General features: G+C 49.9%; 17 protein-coding genes. 15 read left to right on the top strand and 2 right to left on the bottom strand.

What is annotated here, in order from left to right:
* Positions 1 to 3: 3 nt before the first annotated feature.
* Positions 4 to 1,524: an aldehyde dehydrogenase family protein gene (locus LCH85_06110; GenBank protein ID MCA0351551.1), complete on the bottom strand. Its 1,521-nt coding sequence runs from the start codon at positions 1,522 to 1,524 to the stop codon at positions 4 to 6.
* 432 nt (positions 1,525 to 1,956) lie between these two features.
* On the opposite strand from LCH85_06110, the gene LCH85_06115 reads away from it, so the two are divergent.
* From LCH85_06115 to LCH85_06170, 12 genes are all read left to right on the top strand, one after another.
* The gene (locus LCH85_06115; GenBank protein ID MCA0351552.1) at positions 1,957 to 2,937 is read left to right on the top strand and encodes a small ribosomal subunit Rsm22 family protein; all 981 of its coding nucleotides are present in this window, start codon (positions 1,957 to 1,959) and stop codon (positions 2,935 to 2,937) included.
* A 275-nt stretch (positions 2,938 to 3,212) separates the two neighbouring features.
* Positions 3,213 to 3,656 carry an iron-sulfur cluster insertion protein ErpA gene (gene erpA / locus LCH85_06120; GenBank protein MCA0351553.1) on the top strand — a complete coding sequence of 148 codons (444 nt, stop codon included), beginning with the start codon at positions 3,213 to 3,215 and terminating at the stop codon, positions 3,654 to 3,656.
* 64 nt (positions 3,657 to 3,720) lie between these two features.
* The gene (locus tag LCH85_06125) at positions 3,721 to 4,161 is read left to right on the top strand and encodes a VanZ family protein (GenBank protein MCA0351554.1); all 441 of its coding nucleotides are present in this window, start codon (positions 3,721 to 3,723) and stop codon (positions 4,159 to 4,161) included.
* The gene (locus LCH85_06130; protein ID MCA0351555.1) at positions 4,145 to 4,621 is read left to right on the top strand and encodes a hypothetical protein; all 477 of its coding nucleotides are present in this window, start codon (positions 4,145 to 4,147) and stop codon (positions 4,619 to 4,621) included. The genes LCH85_06125 and LCH85_06130 overlap by 17 nt, the downstream gene beginning before the upstream one ends.
* A gap of 1 nt (position 4,622) precedes the next feature.
* Complete coding sequence (locus LCH85_06135) at positions 4,623 to 4,946, top strand: rhodanese (protein MCA0351556.1); 324 nt, start codon at positions 4,623 to 4,625, stop codon at positions 4,944 to 4,946.
* Positions 4,947 to 4,961: 15 nt separating this feature from the next.
* Positions 4,962 to 5,333, top strand: coding sequence for a DUF309 domain-containing protein (locus LCH85_06140; protein MCA0351557.1), 372 nt, complete (start codon positions 4,962 to 4,964; stop codon positions 5,331 to 5,333).
* 10 nt (positions 5,334 to 5,343) lie between these two features.
* Complete coding sequence (locus LCH85_06145; protein ID MCA0351558.1) at positions 5,344 to 6,330, top strand: response regulator; 987 nt, start codon at positions 5,344 to 5,346, stop codon at positions 6,328 to 6,330.
* Positions 6,331 to 6,369: 39 nt separating this feature from the next.
* The gene (locus tag LCH85_06150; GenBank protein MCA0351559.1) at positions 6,370 to 7,194 is read left to right on the top strand and encodes a methyltransferase domain-containing protein; all 825 of its coding nucleotides are present in this window, start codon (positions 6,370 to 6,372) and stop codon (positions 7,192 to 7,194) included.
* 51 nt (positions 7,195 to 7,245) lie between these two features.
* Entirely contained in the window at positions 7,246 to 7,779 is a 534-nt protein-coding gene (locus tag LCH85_06155) for a hypothetical protein (GenBank protein ID MCA0351560.1), read from the top strand.
* 21 nt (positions 7,780 to 7,800) lie between these two features.
* A complete protein-coding gene (locus LCH85_06160; GenBank protein ID MCA0351561.1) occupies positions 7,801 to 8,721 on the top strand; it encodes a cobalamin-dependent protein in 921 nt (306 codons plus the stop codon).
* 86 nt (positions 8,722 to 8,807) lie between these two features.
* Entirely contained in the window at positions 8,808 to 9,782 is a 975-nt protein-coding gene (locus tag LCH85_06165) for a phytoene/squalene synthase family protein (protein ID MCA0351562.1), read from the top strand.
* Entirely contained in the window at positions 9,779 to 10,705 is a 927-nt protein-coding gene (locus LCH85_06170) for a complex I NDUFA9 subunit family protein (GenBank protein MCA0351563.1), read from the top strand. Before LCH85_06165 ends, LCH85_06170 begins: the two co-directional genes overlap by 4 nt.
* Positions 10,706 to 10,773: 68 nt before the next feature.
* Here the strand turns inward: LCH85_06170 and LCH85_06175 are convergent, their stop codons facing one another.
* Positions 10,774 to 11,541, bottom strand: coding sequence for a TerC family protein (locus tag LCH85_06175; protein MCA0351564.1), 768 nt, complete (start codon positions 11,539 to 11,541; stop codon positions 10,774 to 10,776).
* Between the two features lie 85 nt (positions 11,542 to 11,626).
* Between LCH85_06175 and LCH85_06180 the strand changes: the two genes are divergently transcribed.
* Genes LCH85_06180 through LCH85_06190 form a run of 3 tightly spaced genes read left to right on the top strand, consistent with a single transcriptional unit; the run spans position 11,627 to position 14,951 of the window.
* The gene (locus LCH85_06180; GenBank protein ID MCA0351565.1) at positions 11,627 to 13,438 is read left to right on the top strand and encodes a helicase-associated domain-containing protein; all 1,812 of its coding nucleotides are present in this window, start codon (positions 11,627 to 11,629) and stop codon (positions 13,436 to 13,438) included.
* An 11-nt stretch (positions 13,439 to 13,449) separates the two neighbouring features.
* On the top strand, positions 13,450 to 14,211 hold the full coding sequence (gene recO / locus LCH85_06185; protein ID MCA0351566.1) for a DNA repair protein RecO: 762 nt from the start codon (positions 13,450 to 13,452) through the stop codon (positions 14,209 to 14,211).
* Between the two features lie 56 nt (positions 14,212 to 14,267).
* Entirely contained in the window at positions 14,268 to 14,951 is a 684-nt protein-coding gene (locus LCH85_06190; protein ID MCA0351567.1) for a PH domain-containing protein, read from the top strand.
* Positions 14,952 to 14,985 lie beyond the last annotated feature (34 nt).

The raw sequence follows: 14,985 nt of genomic DNA on the forward strand, positions 1-14,985 counted from the left end.
CAACTAAAAGAAGCCCATTGGATTGGGATCGTAGCTGACCAACAGGTTTTTAACTTGTTGATAATGGTTAAGCATCATCTTATGGTTTTCGCGGCCAATCCCCGATTGTTTGTAGCCACCAAACGCAGCATGGGCTGGATACAAGTGGTAGCAGTTAGTCCAAACGCGACCTGCTTGGATGGCGCGACCCATACGATAGGCTGTGTTCATATCGCGTGTCCACAAACCAGCGCCTAGGCCATACAAGGTATCATTGGCAATACTCAAGGCATCGTCAAAATCATCGAACGAAGTTACCGAAACAACTGGCCCGAAAATTTCTTCTTGGAAAATGCGCATGCGGTTGTTGCCAGCAAAGATCGTCGGCTGAATGTAATAGCCTTCGGCTAAATCGCCGCTGAGTTCGGCTTTAGCCCCACCAACCAGCACTTTAGCCCCTTCGTCGCGGCCAATCGCCAAATACGACAAAATTTTCTCAAATTGATCGTTAGAGGCTTGTGCACCCACCATGGTGGCAGGATCAAGCGGGTTGCCCTGAATGCAGCGTTTGGTGCGTTCGACCGCTCGCTCTAAAAACTCACCATAGATTGATTTTTGAATTAATGCCCGTGATGGGCAGGTACAAACTTCACCTTGGTTCAAGGCAAACATGGTAAAGCCTTCGAGCGCTTTATCAACAAACGCATCTTGCTTGCTCAAAACATCCTCGAAGAAGATGTTGGGCGATTTACCACCAAGCTCTAAGGTCACAGGAATGATATTTTCTGAGGCATATTGCATAATCAAACGGCCTGTGGTGGTTTCGCCAGTGAAGGCTATTTTGGCGATCCGATTGCTGCTGGCCAATGGCTTGCCTGCTTCAATCCCAAAGCCATTGACCACATTGACCACGCCCGCTGGAATCAAATCGCCAATCAATTCCATCAAGACCAAAATTGTGCTGGGCGTTTGCTCGGCGGGCTTGAGTACCACACAATTGCCAGCAGCGAGGGCTGGAGCCAATTTCCAAGTTGCCATCAACAGCGGGAAATTCCACGGAATAATTTGGCCCACCACACCCAGCGGTTCATAAAAATGATAGGCAATCGTATTTTCGTCGATTGTGGCCGCACTGCCTTCTTGCGCCCGAATCACTCCAGCAAAATAGCGGAAGTGATCGATCGCTAGCGGTAAATCGGCGGCGAGCGTTTCGCGCACAGGCTTGCCATTTTCCCATGTTTCGGCGACCGCCAACATCTCTAAGTTGGCTTCCATGCGGTCGGCAATCTTATTCAGAATATTGGCACGTTGGGCAGGTGAGGTTGCACCCCAAGCAGCTTTGGCAGCATGGGCCGCATCGAGCGCTTTTTCGATGTCTTCGGCGGTCGAACGAGGAATTTCGCAGAACGGCTTGCCATTAACTGGGCTGATATTTTCAAAATACATGCCCTTGACTGGCTCAACAAACTCGCCATTGATGTAGTTGCCATACCGTGACTTAAAACTGACTTTACTGCCCGGCTGATTGGGATTGGTGTAGACCACAGTGTCCTCCAATAAGCATGTTTCAAGCTTGGGCCAAAATGAGTGGGGGAATGTTTCAAACCAGAGGTGAAGCGTTTCCAAACGTCGTGCCTGTTATGATATCACAAAATAGAACATAGAACATAGTGTTGAGTGGGCAGGGATCAGGGGCTAGGGATCAGGGGTCAGATACATTTTAATTAACGCAGAGGCGCAGAGAGCGAAGGATGCAGGATGAAGGCAAAAAGGTCGGAGCGAGCAATCAAGCATTGGGCATAGGAGAATAATCATAGCAATCTGTGGCAAAAAACTTAACTTCGCGATCTTCGTGTTCTTAGCGGTTTCAGTTCTTCGTCGATCAACATTCATATATTCTATGTTCTTTGCGCTTACTTTTGCATAATTACTGCAAATCGGCTAGCATAGAGCGCTGATTATTGTAGGAGTTTGGGTATGTTGCCACCAGCTTTGCGGGTTGCCTTAGAACGTGAATTAACTGGCACTGATCAACGGCGTTTAGCGGCGGCAGCCAGCGGACTTTCCGAGCGCTACCGTGCAGGCCATAGCCGCACCACTGCGCCATTTGTGCAAAATGCTGCCGATGTGTTGGCCTACGCCGCCACGCGCATGCCCGCAACCCTTGGGGCCATCAAAGCCGCTTGTGCTGAAATCGCCCAACGCCAACTAAACTTTCAGCCGCAAACTCAGCTTGATTTAGGTGCAGGCACTGGAGCAGCAACCTGGGCCGCCAGCCAAACATGGCCAAGTTTGCACCAGCATCAGTTAATTGAACGTGAAAACACCATGTTGCAACTTGGCCAACGGTTAATGCAGGCTGGGCCAACTTCGCTCCAACACGCTCGCTGGCAACAGGCCAATTTACCCAATCCCAATGCCTTGGGTCATTATGATTTGGTGACGATTGGCTATGTGTTGGGTGAATTAAATGCAACGCAGCGCCAACAATTATTGATCCAAGCTTGGCAAGCCAGCAATGGCGTATTATTAATTGTTGAGCCAGGCACACCGCGCGGCTTTGAACTAATCTTGGCAGCACGGACATTTTTGCTCGAACAACAAGCCCATTTAATTGCGCCATGTCCTCATCAACAAACGTGCCCAATGCAAGCCAACGATTGGTGTCATTTTGCCACCCGCATCGAACGCACCCGCTTCCATCGCAACTTAAAAGCTGCTGAGTTGGGCTATGAAGATGAAAAATCGAGCTATATTGCGGTTAGTCGTCAGCCAAGCCAGCTAGCGCAAGCACGAGTTATTCGCCACCCCTTGCAACAACCACAGCGCATCCAATTGCAACTCTGTACACCCCAAGGCCTTAGTAGTATAACGATTAATAAACGTGATGCCCAATGGAAACAAGCGCGAAAAGCCGAATGGGGTGATAGCTTCGAGCTAAATCCAACCCAAGATTAACCTTAATCATTGACAAAACTAGCGAACTAAGCCCCTCAGACCATGCTATACTAGCAATGGTATCAGCACATTGCACAGCTTAGGAATTTGGCTGAATTGCAGCCCAAACCAAGCCAAAGCCATGACCTAATCGGCCCTTGGTTTATGCGCGTTTTACCCTTGAAACAGGTCAAGCATTGCTTGCGTTTCAAGCTTTTTTCAAGTATGCTACAGGGAAGCAAATGCCATTTGAAGGCATGTTGTCAACCTGATTTTCCGGCACAGGAGGCTCTCAAATGAGCGATGTAGCAGTAAAACCAATGACTGCCATTGAAATCGATCCAGCATTGGTCACGGTGACGGCATCAGCAGCAAATCGCTTGTTGTCGATCAAGCAAGAAAAAGAATTGTCCGATGAATATGCCCTGCGGGTTTTTGTGGCCGGCGGTGGCTGTTCAGGCTTGCAATATGGTATGAGCTTCGATGATCAAACCAACGAAGGCGATACCGAATTCTTCGCCAGTGGCTTGCGGGTAATTGTAGACCCAATGAGCGCTCAATACATTGGCGGTGCCTCGATCGATTACATCGACAGTTTGATGGGTGGCGGTTTCAAAATTGATAACCCCAACGCAACCTCAAGCTGTGGCTGTGGTAGCTCGTTCAAACCCAAAAATGGCGAAGCTCCCGCCAGTGGTGGTAGCTGTGGCAGCGGGGCCGGCGGCTGCGGCTGTCACTAAGCCTTAAGCTGTTTTACGATACAGTGAGCGGGGACGAGCAACTCGTCCCCGTTTGTTATGTTTCATGAAGCGCAGACATTTCTATGGTTGGTTGGGGTTGCTCTATACATTGGCCGTATTTGGCCTAGCATGGCATAATTGGACAGGTAGCACAACCCAGCCTAGCCTTCAATTGCACATCGGAGCCACAATCAGGGCAGCCATCCAGCAAGGGGGGCGGGTTGCTTTGATTAATATCGTCGGAAATGTGGCGGCATTTGCCCCTAGCAGCTGGCTTTTAGCCTTCTGGCGGCCCAAACTGCGGCTTTGGCAAATTGGTCTCATTGGTATTGGGATAAGTTGCACCGTCGAGCTTGGTCAATATTGGCTGGGCTATCGGGTTGTTGATATTGATGATGTTGTGTTGAATAGCTTGGGGTTTTGCCTCGCTGGCAGCGTTGCTCGCGCAAGCCAACGCTTGATTCAACGGTGTACGAGGGAAGCCGATCGTGGCGATTCCAGCTGATCATGAGCTTTGGCTCACTGCTTATTGTTTTCAAAGTAATAATCATCAAATTATTGCCGCTGCCGTACGGACGATCACCCAATGCCACGATCAAGCCCCTACGCTGGCGCAATGGCAAGCAACCCAGCCCTTCGCTGAACAGGTTGTTCAAGGCATGCCCACCTCATATCATATCGCACCTGCCGAACAAGGCTGGGTGCTGGTTTATCCCAATCGTTATGCCAACTTAGCCTTTGCCTCATCACTCTCACGTCAATCTCGCAAATTAACCATCGCCTATTTTCCTGAGCGACGCGAAGCCTGGGAGCGTGGTCACCCTGCCGATCTGCCAAGTTTGCCCGATTTCGGCTTGCTTGATTGCCGTTATTTTAGCCAACTGATTCAGCCACCAGTTGCCGATTGGTCGCAATGGATACACCTATGGCATCCACGTTGGATTGCCCCTAGCCAAGGAGCTTAAGATGTATAACAACCAAAGTGCCGAAGACATTGCTGCCCGCATTGCCGCTGGGGAAGATTTGTATCTGCTCGATGTGCGCGAACCCAACGAATGGGAAATTGCCAGTATCGCAGGCAGCGAACGCAAAGCAATGAGCCAAATTAACGATTGGTGGGGCGAATTGCCCAAAGATCGCGAGATTGTGGTCTTTTGTCACCATGGCGGTCGCTCGGCTCAAGTGTGTCAGGCGCTTGCTACCCAAGCAGGGTTTACCCAACTCACCAACATGACTGGCGGGATTGATCGCTGGTCGGTAGCGGTCGATTCCAGCATCAAGCGCTACTAAAATCTGGTGGTGACGATGGACATGCCAATCCAGCAAACCAGTGAATTTATCCAAGGCTTCGAGTTATTCAATGCTGGCCACTATTGGCATGCCCACGAAGCTTGGGAAGTGCAATGGCTCCAACGAAGCGGCAACGAACGTGATTTGCTCCAAGGCCTGATCCAAACCGCTGCGGCGTTGGTTCATTGGTCGCGGGGCAACCCCAAAGGTTTGTTGCTCAATTGGCATAAAGCCGCTCCCAAGCTCCAAGCCGCCCTAGCTTGGGTCGATTTTCTTGATCTTCAGCATGTAATTGTTACCATGCAAGCACTGGTTGATGATCAGGCTAAGCATCCGCCGCAATTGCGTTTCGTTTCAGCTTCCGATCCACTTTGCAATCAACATTGAGGGTATCGTCATGTCGGAGATCATTTTAGTTGTTGATGATGAGGCTCGTAGTATTGATACCTTGCGACGGGTGCTTGAACGTGAGCGCTATACCGTGCGCATCGCTCGTGATGGTGTCGAGGCACTAGCTGACATTCAAGCATGTATGCCTGATTTGGTCTTGCTCGATGTAACCATGCCCGTTATGAATGGGTTTGAGGTCTGTCGGCGGTTGCGCGACCGCGAGGAAACCCAGTTGTTGCCAGTGGCCATGCTCACCGGCCTCAACGATGATGAATCGCGGATTTTGGGCTTGGAGATGGGCGCTGATGATTTTATCAACAAGCCGTTCGAGCGCACTGTGCTCTTGGCCCGCATTCGCTCGCTGCTACGAGTGCGTCGCCTCACCGAGGAACTTGAAAGCACTGAGCGAGTAATTTTCACCCTCGCTACGACGGTCGAATCACGTGATCCCTACACTGAAGGCCACTTGCGCCGCCTAGCTTCGTATAGTTATGCCTTGGCGACGGCCTGCGGCTGCGATGCCAAAGAGTCGCGTTTGATTCGCTATGGTGGTTTGTTGCATGACATCGGCAAAATTGCTATCCGCGAAACCGTACTACAAAAAGAGGGCAAACTCACCAGCGAAGAATACGACGAGATGAAGAAGCATCCGCAAATTGGGGCAAATATTGTCGCGCCAATGCGCTTTTCGGTTTCGGTTGGGCCAATGGTTTTACACCATCATGAACGTTGGGATGGCAAAGGCTATCCGCATGGAATCGCTGGTGATACAATTCCGCTAGGGGCGCGGATTATCGCGGTGGTCGATAGCTTCGATGCGATGACGACCGATCGACCTTATCGCAAAGGTATGAGCCGTGCCGAAGCAGTGCAAGTGCTTCAATCGGGGCGTAACACCCAATGGCAAGCCGAATTGGTCGATCTCTTCGTCGAATTGATCGAACATGGCCATGTGGCTTCCGATGATCTTAGTTGGGTGCTGCGCAACGCCTAAGCTCAATGCGCCTCAAACGGGCGTTTCAGTGAGGTAGCTATGCATCCTGATTTGCTTCCATGGTTGCGTTGTCCGGTTTCACAAACCAGCCTTAGCCTGCACGATGCCCGTTGGCGCGATGGCATGATTTGGTCGGGCACTTTGGTCAGCGCCGTCGGTCACAGTTGGCCTATTCGCGATGGAATTGTCGATCTGTTGCCACGCGCCGCAGCTTGGAATGGCGCACAGGTGGTCAATCGGCTGCCCTTAGCCGCGTGGGGCTATGAACGGCTCTGGCGTTGGCAAGCCTTGAGCACGCTCAGCGGGCGCAGTTTTCCGGTCGATGAAGAATTAGCCCTGCTAATCGCTCAATTAGCACCACAACGCGGTGGTGTTTACCTCGATTTGGCTTGCTCGAATGGCTTGTATGCGCGGGCAATCGCCGCAGCTCTCCCCGCCGATAGTTATTGTATTGCCCTTGATCATTCGTTGCCAATGTTGCGCGAAGCCCAACGCCGCAGCCGCGCTAAACGCCTCAAAATTAGCTACATCCGTGGTTTAGCTGAGGATCTGCCGTTTGCCGACCAATGTTTGGCGGGCGTGGCGTGTGGTGGCTCGATCAACGAGTTTGTTCGGCCAGATCGGGCAATTTCTGAGGTACGCCGCTGTTTATTAGCCGCAGGCCGCAGTTTTTGGATGCAAGCCCAGCAGGCTGCCTCACGCTCAGGCCGTTTATTGCAAACATTTTTATTAAGCGGCGGAATTCAATTTCTGGCAGGCGATCAGTTTGTCGAAAGTTTACGCGCCGCTGGCTTGTATGTCGCCTACGAACAGCGCGATGGCGCAGTCCAAATTGTGGCAACTCGTGGCCGGATTATTGCTTAGCTATTGCGGATTTTGCCCATAGCATGGCGCTCTGATTGCAGGATACAATTCATGGCACAAGCACAATTACTCTATATCGGAACTGAACAAGGCGTGGTGTTGTTGAGCAATCCAGGTCGAATTGATCGCTGGATTTCGGTTGGTATCGAATTAGCTGATCAGGCAATTGCCGCCGTTAGTTGTCAAGCCGATGCCCCGATGCAAGCCACCGTTTGGAGCAGCAACCAAGCTTGGCAAACCAAGGATGGTGGTCAATCGTGGCAAGCGCTTGAGCCAGCACCCAGCCTAATCACACCAAGCCAAACGATTCAACTTGCAGGTCAACCACCAGCCACAATTCGCATTGCCAGTGATCCCAACCAACTCGAACGCAGCAGCGATGGCGAAAGCTGGCAAAGCTTGGCAATTGGCCAGGTTGGGGAATGGAGTTGTTTGATCAGCGTAGCCTACCAAATTGATAGTGTTTACGCAGCAACCAAGGCTGGGCAGGTGTGGGTTTCCAGCGATCGGGGCCGCACATGGGCTCTGTTGAAACAACAACTTGCGCCGATTACATCCTTGGCAATTGGTCGGGTTATCTCTTAGCAACAATGTTTGGTGGAGCACATGAGCAAAATAACCGACCGATTCACGCATTTTAGCCAAGAACCGTTATACAACACCAAGGCTGTGGTGCAACGAACAGGCGTTGCCGCCGATACGCTGCGAGCTTGGGAGCGCCGCTATGGTGTGCCGTTTCCTGAGCGCACCGAAGGCCGCCAACGGGCCTATTCTGATCGCGATATTGCGATTATTGATTGGTTGCGCCAACAAACTGAATCGGGATTAACCATCAGCCAAGCCGTGGCCTTGCTGCAAACCGATAGTGTGATCGAACAGCCACCAAGTTTTGATCCAGCACCACTAGCTGAATTAAGTAACGATTGTGTCCAAGCCTTGCTCAGCTTCGATGTGCTCAAAGCTGAAGATATTTTGAACAAAGCCTTTAGCGTTTATCCAGTTGAAACGGTTTGTATCGAAGTCATCGAACGGGCGATGGTGGCAATTGGCGATGGTTGGCATGCTGGCAAAATCTCAATCTCGCAGGAGCATGCAGCTACCGCGTTTATGTCGTTGAAATTGAGCAATCTGATTCATCAAGCCCGCACGCGCTCAAACCGAGGCGTAATTGTGGTGGCAACCGTGCCTGGCGAGCAGCATGAGCTTGGGGTGATGATGGTAGCCTTGTTTTTGATGCGGCGCGGCTGGCGAGTGGTATATCTTGGCAGCAACCTGCCTGCTTCCGAATTATTGCATACGGTGCAACGGCTCAGCCCGAAATTGGTAGCGCTCAGTGCCACCACCAAAGACAATTACAGCCAAGCCATGCATTTGCTCCAAGAACTGCACAAAATGCCAAAACCACCAATCATTGGCTATGGTGGGGCAGCATTAAGTGGCGCAACCCAACAAACCGTGTTGCCAGGGATCTTTTTGGGCTATAACGCCGACCAAGCCTGCGACAAAATCGAGGATTTATTGGCCTAATTCTTGCGCCGACTCATCCAAAACCAAAATGTTTGCGTAGCACCAAAAGCAAACCTATGGTGAGTCTGTAGCAGGAAGGATGCGCTATGTCTTGGCCTTCGCTCGATCCTCAAATGTGTGCTGGGTTGACCTTACCAGCTCAATTTATTCCAACGGTTGCCGAGTGCGTGTCACATCAGCCCAGCAACCAATGGCTTAATCATGCTTATGCCCATTGTACCGAACTAACCAACGTTCACTCAAAGAGCTTCTATTTTAGTACTCAATTGTTGCCTGCTCGGAAGCGTGATGCGATTCGGGTATTGTATGCCTTCTGTCGAACGAGCGACGACTTGGTAGACATGCACCCAGAAACAGCCCCAGAGCGTTTGCAACAATGGCTCAAAACCTTACGTTCCACCCCGCGCCACGACGACCCCGTGCCGTTGGCTTGGCATCATGTGCGCAACCATTTTCGAATTTCCAGCAAACTTGAATCAGAATTATTGGCGGGAGTCGAGATGGATCTCTCGATTAATCGCTATGCAACCTTTGCCGATTTATGGCTCTATTGCTATCGTGTGGCTTCGGTAGTCGGGTTGCTCAGCATGCAAGTGATTGGCTACGCCGCAGGAGCCGTGCCCTACGCAATCAAATTAGGCGTGGCCTTGCAATTAACCAACATTCTGCGCGATATTGGTGAAGATGCGCGGCGTAATCGGATCTACCTACCAAAAGAAGATCTAGCGCGCTTCGGGGTGAGCGAACAAGATATTTTGAATGGGGTACGCAGCCCACAGATGCAGCAATTATTACAATTTGAAATGCAGCGGGCGCATCAACTCTATGATGAAAGTTGGCAGGGCATCGGGTTATTGCACCCCGATTCACGCTTTGCCGTGGCAACCGCGGCAACTGTCTATCGCGGCATTCTTGATCAGATTGTGCGCAATAACTATGATGTGTTTAATCGACGCGCCAGCCTCTCGTTAGGGGCAAAATTGGCTTATCTACCCAAAATTCTCTGGCGCTTGCGCAAGCTCAACCGTGAGTTTCCGCTTGATCAATGGGGGCAAGTATGATTTTAGTAACTGGTGGCACAGGCTATGTTGGTTCACGTTTGATTGAAAAATTACGCCAACGCCCTGAGCCAGTGCGAGTGTTGGCTCGCACCCCAGAAAAAGCTCAAAAGCTGGTTGCTGGCAATGTTTCAATTGTCAAAGGCGATGTGACCGATCCTGAGTCGTTAATCGCGGCGATGAAAGGGGTTAGCACGGTTATTCATTTGGTGGCGATTATTCGCGAACGTTCGGGCGGAATCACGTTCGAACGCATGAATTATCAAGCCACGGTTAATGTGGTCGATGCCGCCAAGGCTGCCGGAGTCAAGCGTTTTTTGCATATGAGTGCGCTTGGCGTGGTCAACGACCCCAATTTGCCCTATATGGATACGAAATTTCGGGCACAAAAATATGTTGAGGCTAGTGGCTTAGACTGGACGGTCTTTCAGCCGTCGGTGATTTTTGGCGAAGGCGATGAATTTATCAATACCTTGGCCGATTTGGTGCGCCGCCCGTTGATGATTGCCCCAGCGCCGTTTGTGCCCGTTGTTGGTGATGGCAAAACTAAATTTCAGCCTGTTTGGCGCGACGATGTGATCGATGCCTTTATCAAAGCCTTAGATGATCACAGCACGATTGGCCAAATCTATCAATTGGGCGGGCCAGAAGCGCTAACTTACGAGCAAATGCTTGATTTGATTATGCAAAAATTGGGCAAAAAACGTAGCAAAATCTATGTGCCAGTGCCATTGATGAAGCCAGCAGTCTTTATGATGGATAAATTATTGCCCAAACCACCAGTCACGCCCGCCCAACTGACCATGCTCAGCCTTGATAATAGTGCGCCGCAATCGGCCACCGAACAGCTGATTGGGCATAGGCCATTAGCTTTAGGCGATGGCATCGACTACATCAAAAAGTCTAACGCTGCTCGCCACGGCTAAACCGCTAGCCCAATTAAACCAACAACGGCGGGTAGCAATTACCCGCCGTTACATCGTTAACCAATCGGTTACTTGGTGCTTTCTTCAACTGCTTCTTGCAAATATGAAGGTTGGCGCAATTCGACAGGCTTTTGAGAAACTTTCTTAACCCGTAAGTTAAGCATTTCGACCAACACCGAAAAGCCCATTGCAAAATAAATATAGCCTTTTGGAATGTGTTGATCGAAGCCTTCGGCCACCAACGACATCCCAATCAAGAGCAAGAAGCTCAGGGCCAACATTTTGACCGTTGGGTGACTGTTGACAAAATCGCTGATTTTGCCTGCTGAGAGCAACATCACGCCCACCGAAATAACCACTGCTGCGATCATAATTTCAATATGATCAACCATACCCACCGCTGTAATCACCGAGTCGAGCGAGAACACAATATCTAAGACTAAAATTTGGGCAATTACTGAATTGAATGATTTGGCTTTGACATTTTGCTCATGATGCTCAGAACCTTCCAAACGTTCGTGAATTTCAAAGGTTGCCTTGCCCAAGAGGAACAAGCCCCCAACCAGCAAAATTAAGTCGCGCCCTGAAATTTCTTGGCCAATAACCGTAAAGAGTGGCTTGGTTAAGCTCATAACCCACGAAAGCGAAAGCAGCAGCAAAATCCGTGTGATCAAGGCTAAGGCTAAACCAGTTTGGCGTGCTTTGGCTTGTTGGGCTTGGGGTAGTTTGCCTGATAAGATCGAAATAAACACAATATTATCGATCCCTAAGACGATTTCGAGCATAGTCAAGGTTAATAGGGATACCCAAGTCTGTGGATCAGATAACCATTCCATACAGGTGCGCTCCTTCAATTAGCGAAAATGAATTCTTCCAAATTGTATGCAATCATGCTGCAATGTAAAGGGTATAATTTCTTGTATGATACGAACACATGCTTCAATCGAATGGCTGGCCAGTTTACCTACCAGCGAACGCCATGTGCTGGCACATTTATGGCAAGTTGCCGATGCTGCTCAGCTTGGGCAACCAAGCGCCATTCAAGCCCTGGTTGCGCGTTTATCCACGCCTGAACGCTCGGCGCTTGATCGGGTGATTGCGGTTGGTGGTAAGCTCGCGGCCAAATCGCTTGAACGTGAGTTTGGCAAAATTCGCTCACATCGGGATATTGTGACTCCTCGGGCCTATTTATTGGCGCTGCACGGCCAAGCTTCGGTGCTTGAACATCTCTATATTTTGGGCTTGCTTCAGCCACTCAAAACGCTGGACGGCGAGTATTACGTGATTTTTAGCGATTGGTTGCAGGCTTTGCCAGCAGTTTCGGCCCCCAGTTTGCCAACATGGCAGCACCATCCCAGCCCAAACAACTGGATCGAAGCGGATCTCAATCAAACCGAAACGCTGCTCACCACGATCTTGGCGCTGTGTTATCAGCAACCATTACGGCTGACCCGCCAACTCCAGCTTGAACGCGACGGCTTGAAAGCAATCTGTCAACGCATAGCAGTTTCTACGCCAGCAAGCGAACGCCAATTTCCGCAATTAGTGTGGCTACGAAATTTGGCGCTTGAGGCTGGCTTATTACAGGTTCAGAATCAGCAGCTTCAGCTCGCTGGCAACCCAATTAATTGGCTGGAAGCTACGCCCAAACAGCGGTTAGAGCGCTTGTTTAATGGATGGTTGACTTGTGATTTTGATGAGTTTAGCTTGACTGAGTTGCAAATTCAAGTTCGATTTACCCACCAAGCTGCTCGTCAAGCCTTATGGCAAGTATTAACAACCGCACCAGGCGATCAATGGTTGGCCTTCGACGATTTACTGGCACAAATCCAAGCCTTGCATCCCGAACTGTTGCGCAGCGATTTCGAGCAGCCTAGCATTCACGATCAAGCTGGCAAGCCATTGATTGGTTGGCAGCATTGGGCCAAGGTTGAGGGCGCATGGATCAAAGCCGCCTGCCAAGGGCCATTGTTCTGGCTCGGCTTGATTGATGTCGATCAACTTAACAATCCGCAGGCCTTGCGTTTAACCCAATGGGCAAGCTGCTTAATCGATCCAGTGTACGAGCCGAGTCACTTCGCAGGGCAACTACAACTAAGCAGCGATGGCCTGATTCGGGTTCCACCAACGGTTGAGCCGTTGCCGCGCTTTCAAATCCAACGCATCACGGAATGGCAATCAACCGATACGCAGGGCACAATGCTCGTGCGATTGACCGCCCATTCGTATAGCCAAGCCTTGCACCGTGGAATTCAAGCCAGCCAAATGCGCACATTTTTGCAACGTTGGTGTGACCGACCAGTGCCAAACGATTTGCAAAGCTTATTTCAGCAATGGCAAACCGATCGCCAGCACTTATTGGCTCGTCCGGCGTTATTGCTGGAAGCCGATGATCCTACGTTGCTCAACGAGCTGGCTAAGCTGCCCAACTTACCACCTTATGCTGAGCTTAATCCCCAACTTTGGGAATTAGAAATAGCTGATAGTGCCGCATTAACCAATCTGTTGCATGCAGCAGGCTATGCGATCAACCAAGTCAGCGAGCCAGATCAACGGATCAATGACCATGATCTTAAACAGTTGATTACTGCTTTATTGACAGTTCAGCGTTTAGCACCAAATTTGGTCAGCCAAGCAGTGATTGAGCGGGTGGTGCAGGCCTTGCCCAACAGCGAACGCCAACAACTCACCGCCAACGTCAACCAGTGGCTATCAATCATTAATCGAAGCTAGAAGGAGCCAGCATGCGCGACCGATTATATACCACTGAAGCCTTGATTATTCGGCGCTCCGATGTTGGCGAGGCTGATCGAATTCTGACGATCTATACGCCGCATCATGGCAAACTCAGCGTTACGGCGCGAGGTGTGCGCAAAATGACCAGCAAATTAGCTGGTCACTTAGAACTTTTTATCCATACCCGCTTACAACTTGCCAAAGGGCGCTCATTCGATGTGGTGACCGAAAGTCGCGTGGTTCAGCCATTTCGCAGCTTGCGTGAAGATCTCTCGCGGATCAGCCAAGGCTATTACGTTGCCGAATTGCTTGATCAAATGACTCCCGACGAGAGCGATAATCCGGCGCTTTTTCGCCTAACATGCGAAACCCTGGCAGCCTTGGATGTGCTTGATGAAGTTGTGCGGCGCGATGTAATTTTGCGGTATTATGAATTACACACGCTGATTCTTTCAGGCTATCGGCCACATCTGTTTGATTGTGCTAACTGCGAACGCGAGCTTAGCCCAGAAGCAGATCGGTATAGCCCAATCACTGGAGGTGTTTTATGTCAACAATGTTCAAGCAGCGAGCCACGAACATTGCCGATCAACCTCAATACCTTCAAATTGTTACGCTATCTGGCACGAATGCCGCTAGAGACGGTCGTCAGCCTTGTGCCAGCCCCAGCGACAGTTCATGAAGCTCGCGCTGTTTTGAAAGCCTCGTTAAGCCAAATTTTAGAGCGTGAGCTAAAATCAACCCAATTTCTCAATTTAGTGCGTGGTTGACAAGCCTATAGCTTACCACTACACTAGCCGCGATTCCCCCTAAAGGAGCACAACCAATGAGCTATGTTGAGCAACTCTTGGCTGAAAACGAAGAGATTAAATATGAAGCCCATCAGCATCCGTTCGTTTTCTTGGGACGCATTAGCTTTGAAGTCGTTGTTATAGCAATTATGGTTGCGGCAATTGTGTTTATCACCAATTTGCCAAGCCAAAAATGGCAAGAAATCCAACCATATGTGCAATTAATTCTAATTGCAATAATTCTGTTGATTCTGGCGAGCGCTGTAGTGGACTTCTTGCGTTGGCGTAACGAAAAGTTTTTATTAACCGATCGTCGGGTCATTCATTTACGCGGCATTGTTAATAAAACGAGCCTCGATTCATCACTCGATAAAATTAACGATGTCCAAATGCGTCAAACATTTATGGGTCGTATGTTTAATTATGGTGATCTTGAGGTACAAACCGCCAACGAAAATAGTGATAACTTCTTTGCATTTATTCGTGCGCCACTTGAATTCAAACGGGCTATGCTCAATGCTAAAGAGGAACATGATCGCGAACCAGCGATGTATATGCAATCAGTTAATGCCTATCAGAACTTTGTACCGCCCTATCAACGCCCCAACGATCAGGATGTTGAAGAATTGTTGGTGCGCTTAAACGATCTACGTCAGAAAAATTTAATTACTGATGCTGATTTTGAAGCCAAAAAACGTGAAATTTTAAGTCGGATATAATGCCTGCGGCCATAGCAATGTGGCTATTGTTGCA

This window comes from Chloroflexota bacterium, from assembly GCA_020161265.1.
Lineage (GTDB): Bacteria > Chloroflexota > Chloroflexia > Chloroflexales > Herpetosiphonaceae > Herpetosiphon.

Coding starts and splice junctions, on each gene's coding strand:
- LCH85_06115 (MCA0351552.1), top strand. CDS start 1,957: ATGTTGCCACCAGCTTTGCGGGTTGCCTTAGAACGTGAATTAACTGGC.
- erpA (MCA0351553.1), top strand. CDS start 3,213: ATGAGCGATGTAGCAGTAAAACCAATGACTGCCATTGAAATCGATCCA.
- LCH85_06125 (MCA0351554.1), top strand. CDS start 3,721: ATGAAGCGCAGACATTTCTATGGTTGGTTGGGGTTGCTCTATACATTG.
- LCH85_06135 (MCA0351556.1), top strand. CDS start 4,623: ATGTATAACAACCAAAGTGCCGAAGACATTGCTGCCCGCATTGCCGCT.
- LCH85_06140 (MCA0351557.1), top strand. CDS start 4,962: ATGGACATGCCAATCCAGCAAACCAGTGAATTTATCCAAGGCTTCGAG.
- LCH85_06145 (MCA0351558.1), top strand. CDS start 5,344: ATGTCGGAGATCATTTTAGTTGTTGATGATGAGGCTCGTAGTATTGAT.
- LCH85_06150 (MCA0351559.1), top strand. CDS start 6,370: ATGCATCCTGATTTGCTTCCATGGTTGCGTTGTCCGGTTTCACAAACC.
- LCH85_06155 (MCA0351560.1), top strand. CDS start 7,246: ATGGCACAAGCACAATTACTCTATATCGGAACTGAACAAGGCGTGGTG.
- LCH85_06160 (MCA0351561.1), top strand. CDS start 7,801: ATGAGCAAAATAACCGACCGATTCACGCATTTTAGCCAAGAACCGTTA.
- LCH85_06165 (MCA0351562.1), top strand. CDS start 8,808: ATGTCTTGGCCTTCGCTCGATCCTCAAATGTGTGCTGGGTTGACCTTA.
- LCH85_06170 (MCA0351563.1), top strand. CDS start 9,779: ATGATTTTAGTAACTGGTGGCACAGGCTATGTTGGTTCACGTTTGATT.
- LCH85_06175 (MCA0351564.1), bottom strand. CDS start 11,541: ATGGAATGGTTATCTGATCCACAGACTTGGGTATCCCTATTAACCTTG.
- LCH85_06180 (MCA0351565.1), top strand. CDS start 11,627: ATGATACGAACACATGCTTCAATCGAATGGCTGGCCAGTTTACCTACC.
- recO (MCA0351566.1), top strand. CDS start 13,450: ATGCGCGACCGATTATATACCACTGAAGCCTTGATTATTCGGCGCTCC.
- LCH85_06190 (MCA0351567.1), top strand. CDS start 14,268: ATGAGCTATGTTGAGCAACTCTTGGCTGAAAACGAAGAGATTAAATAT.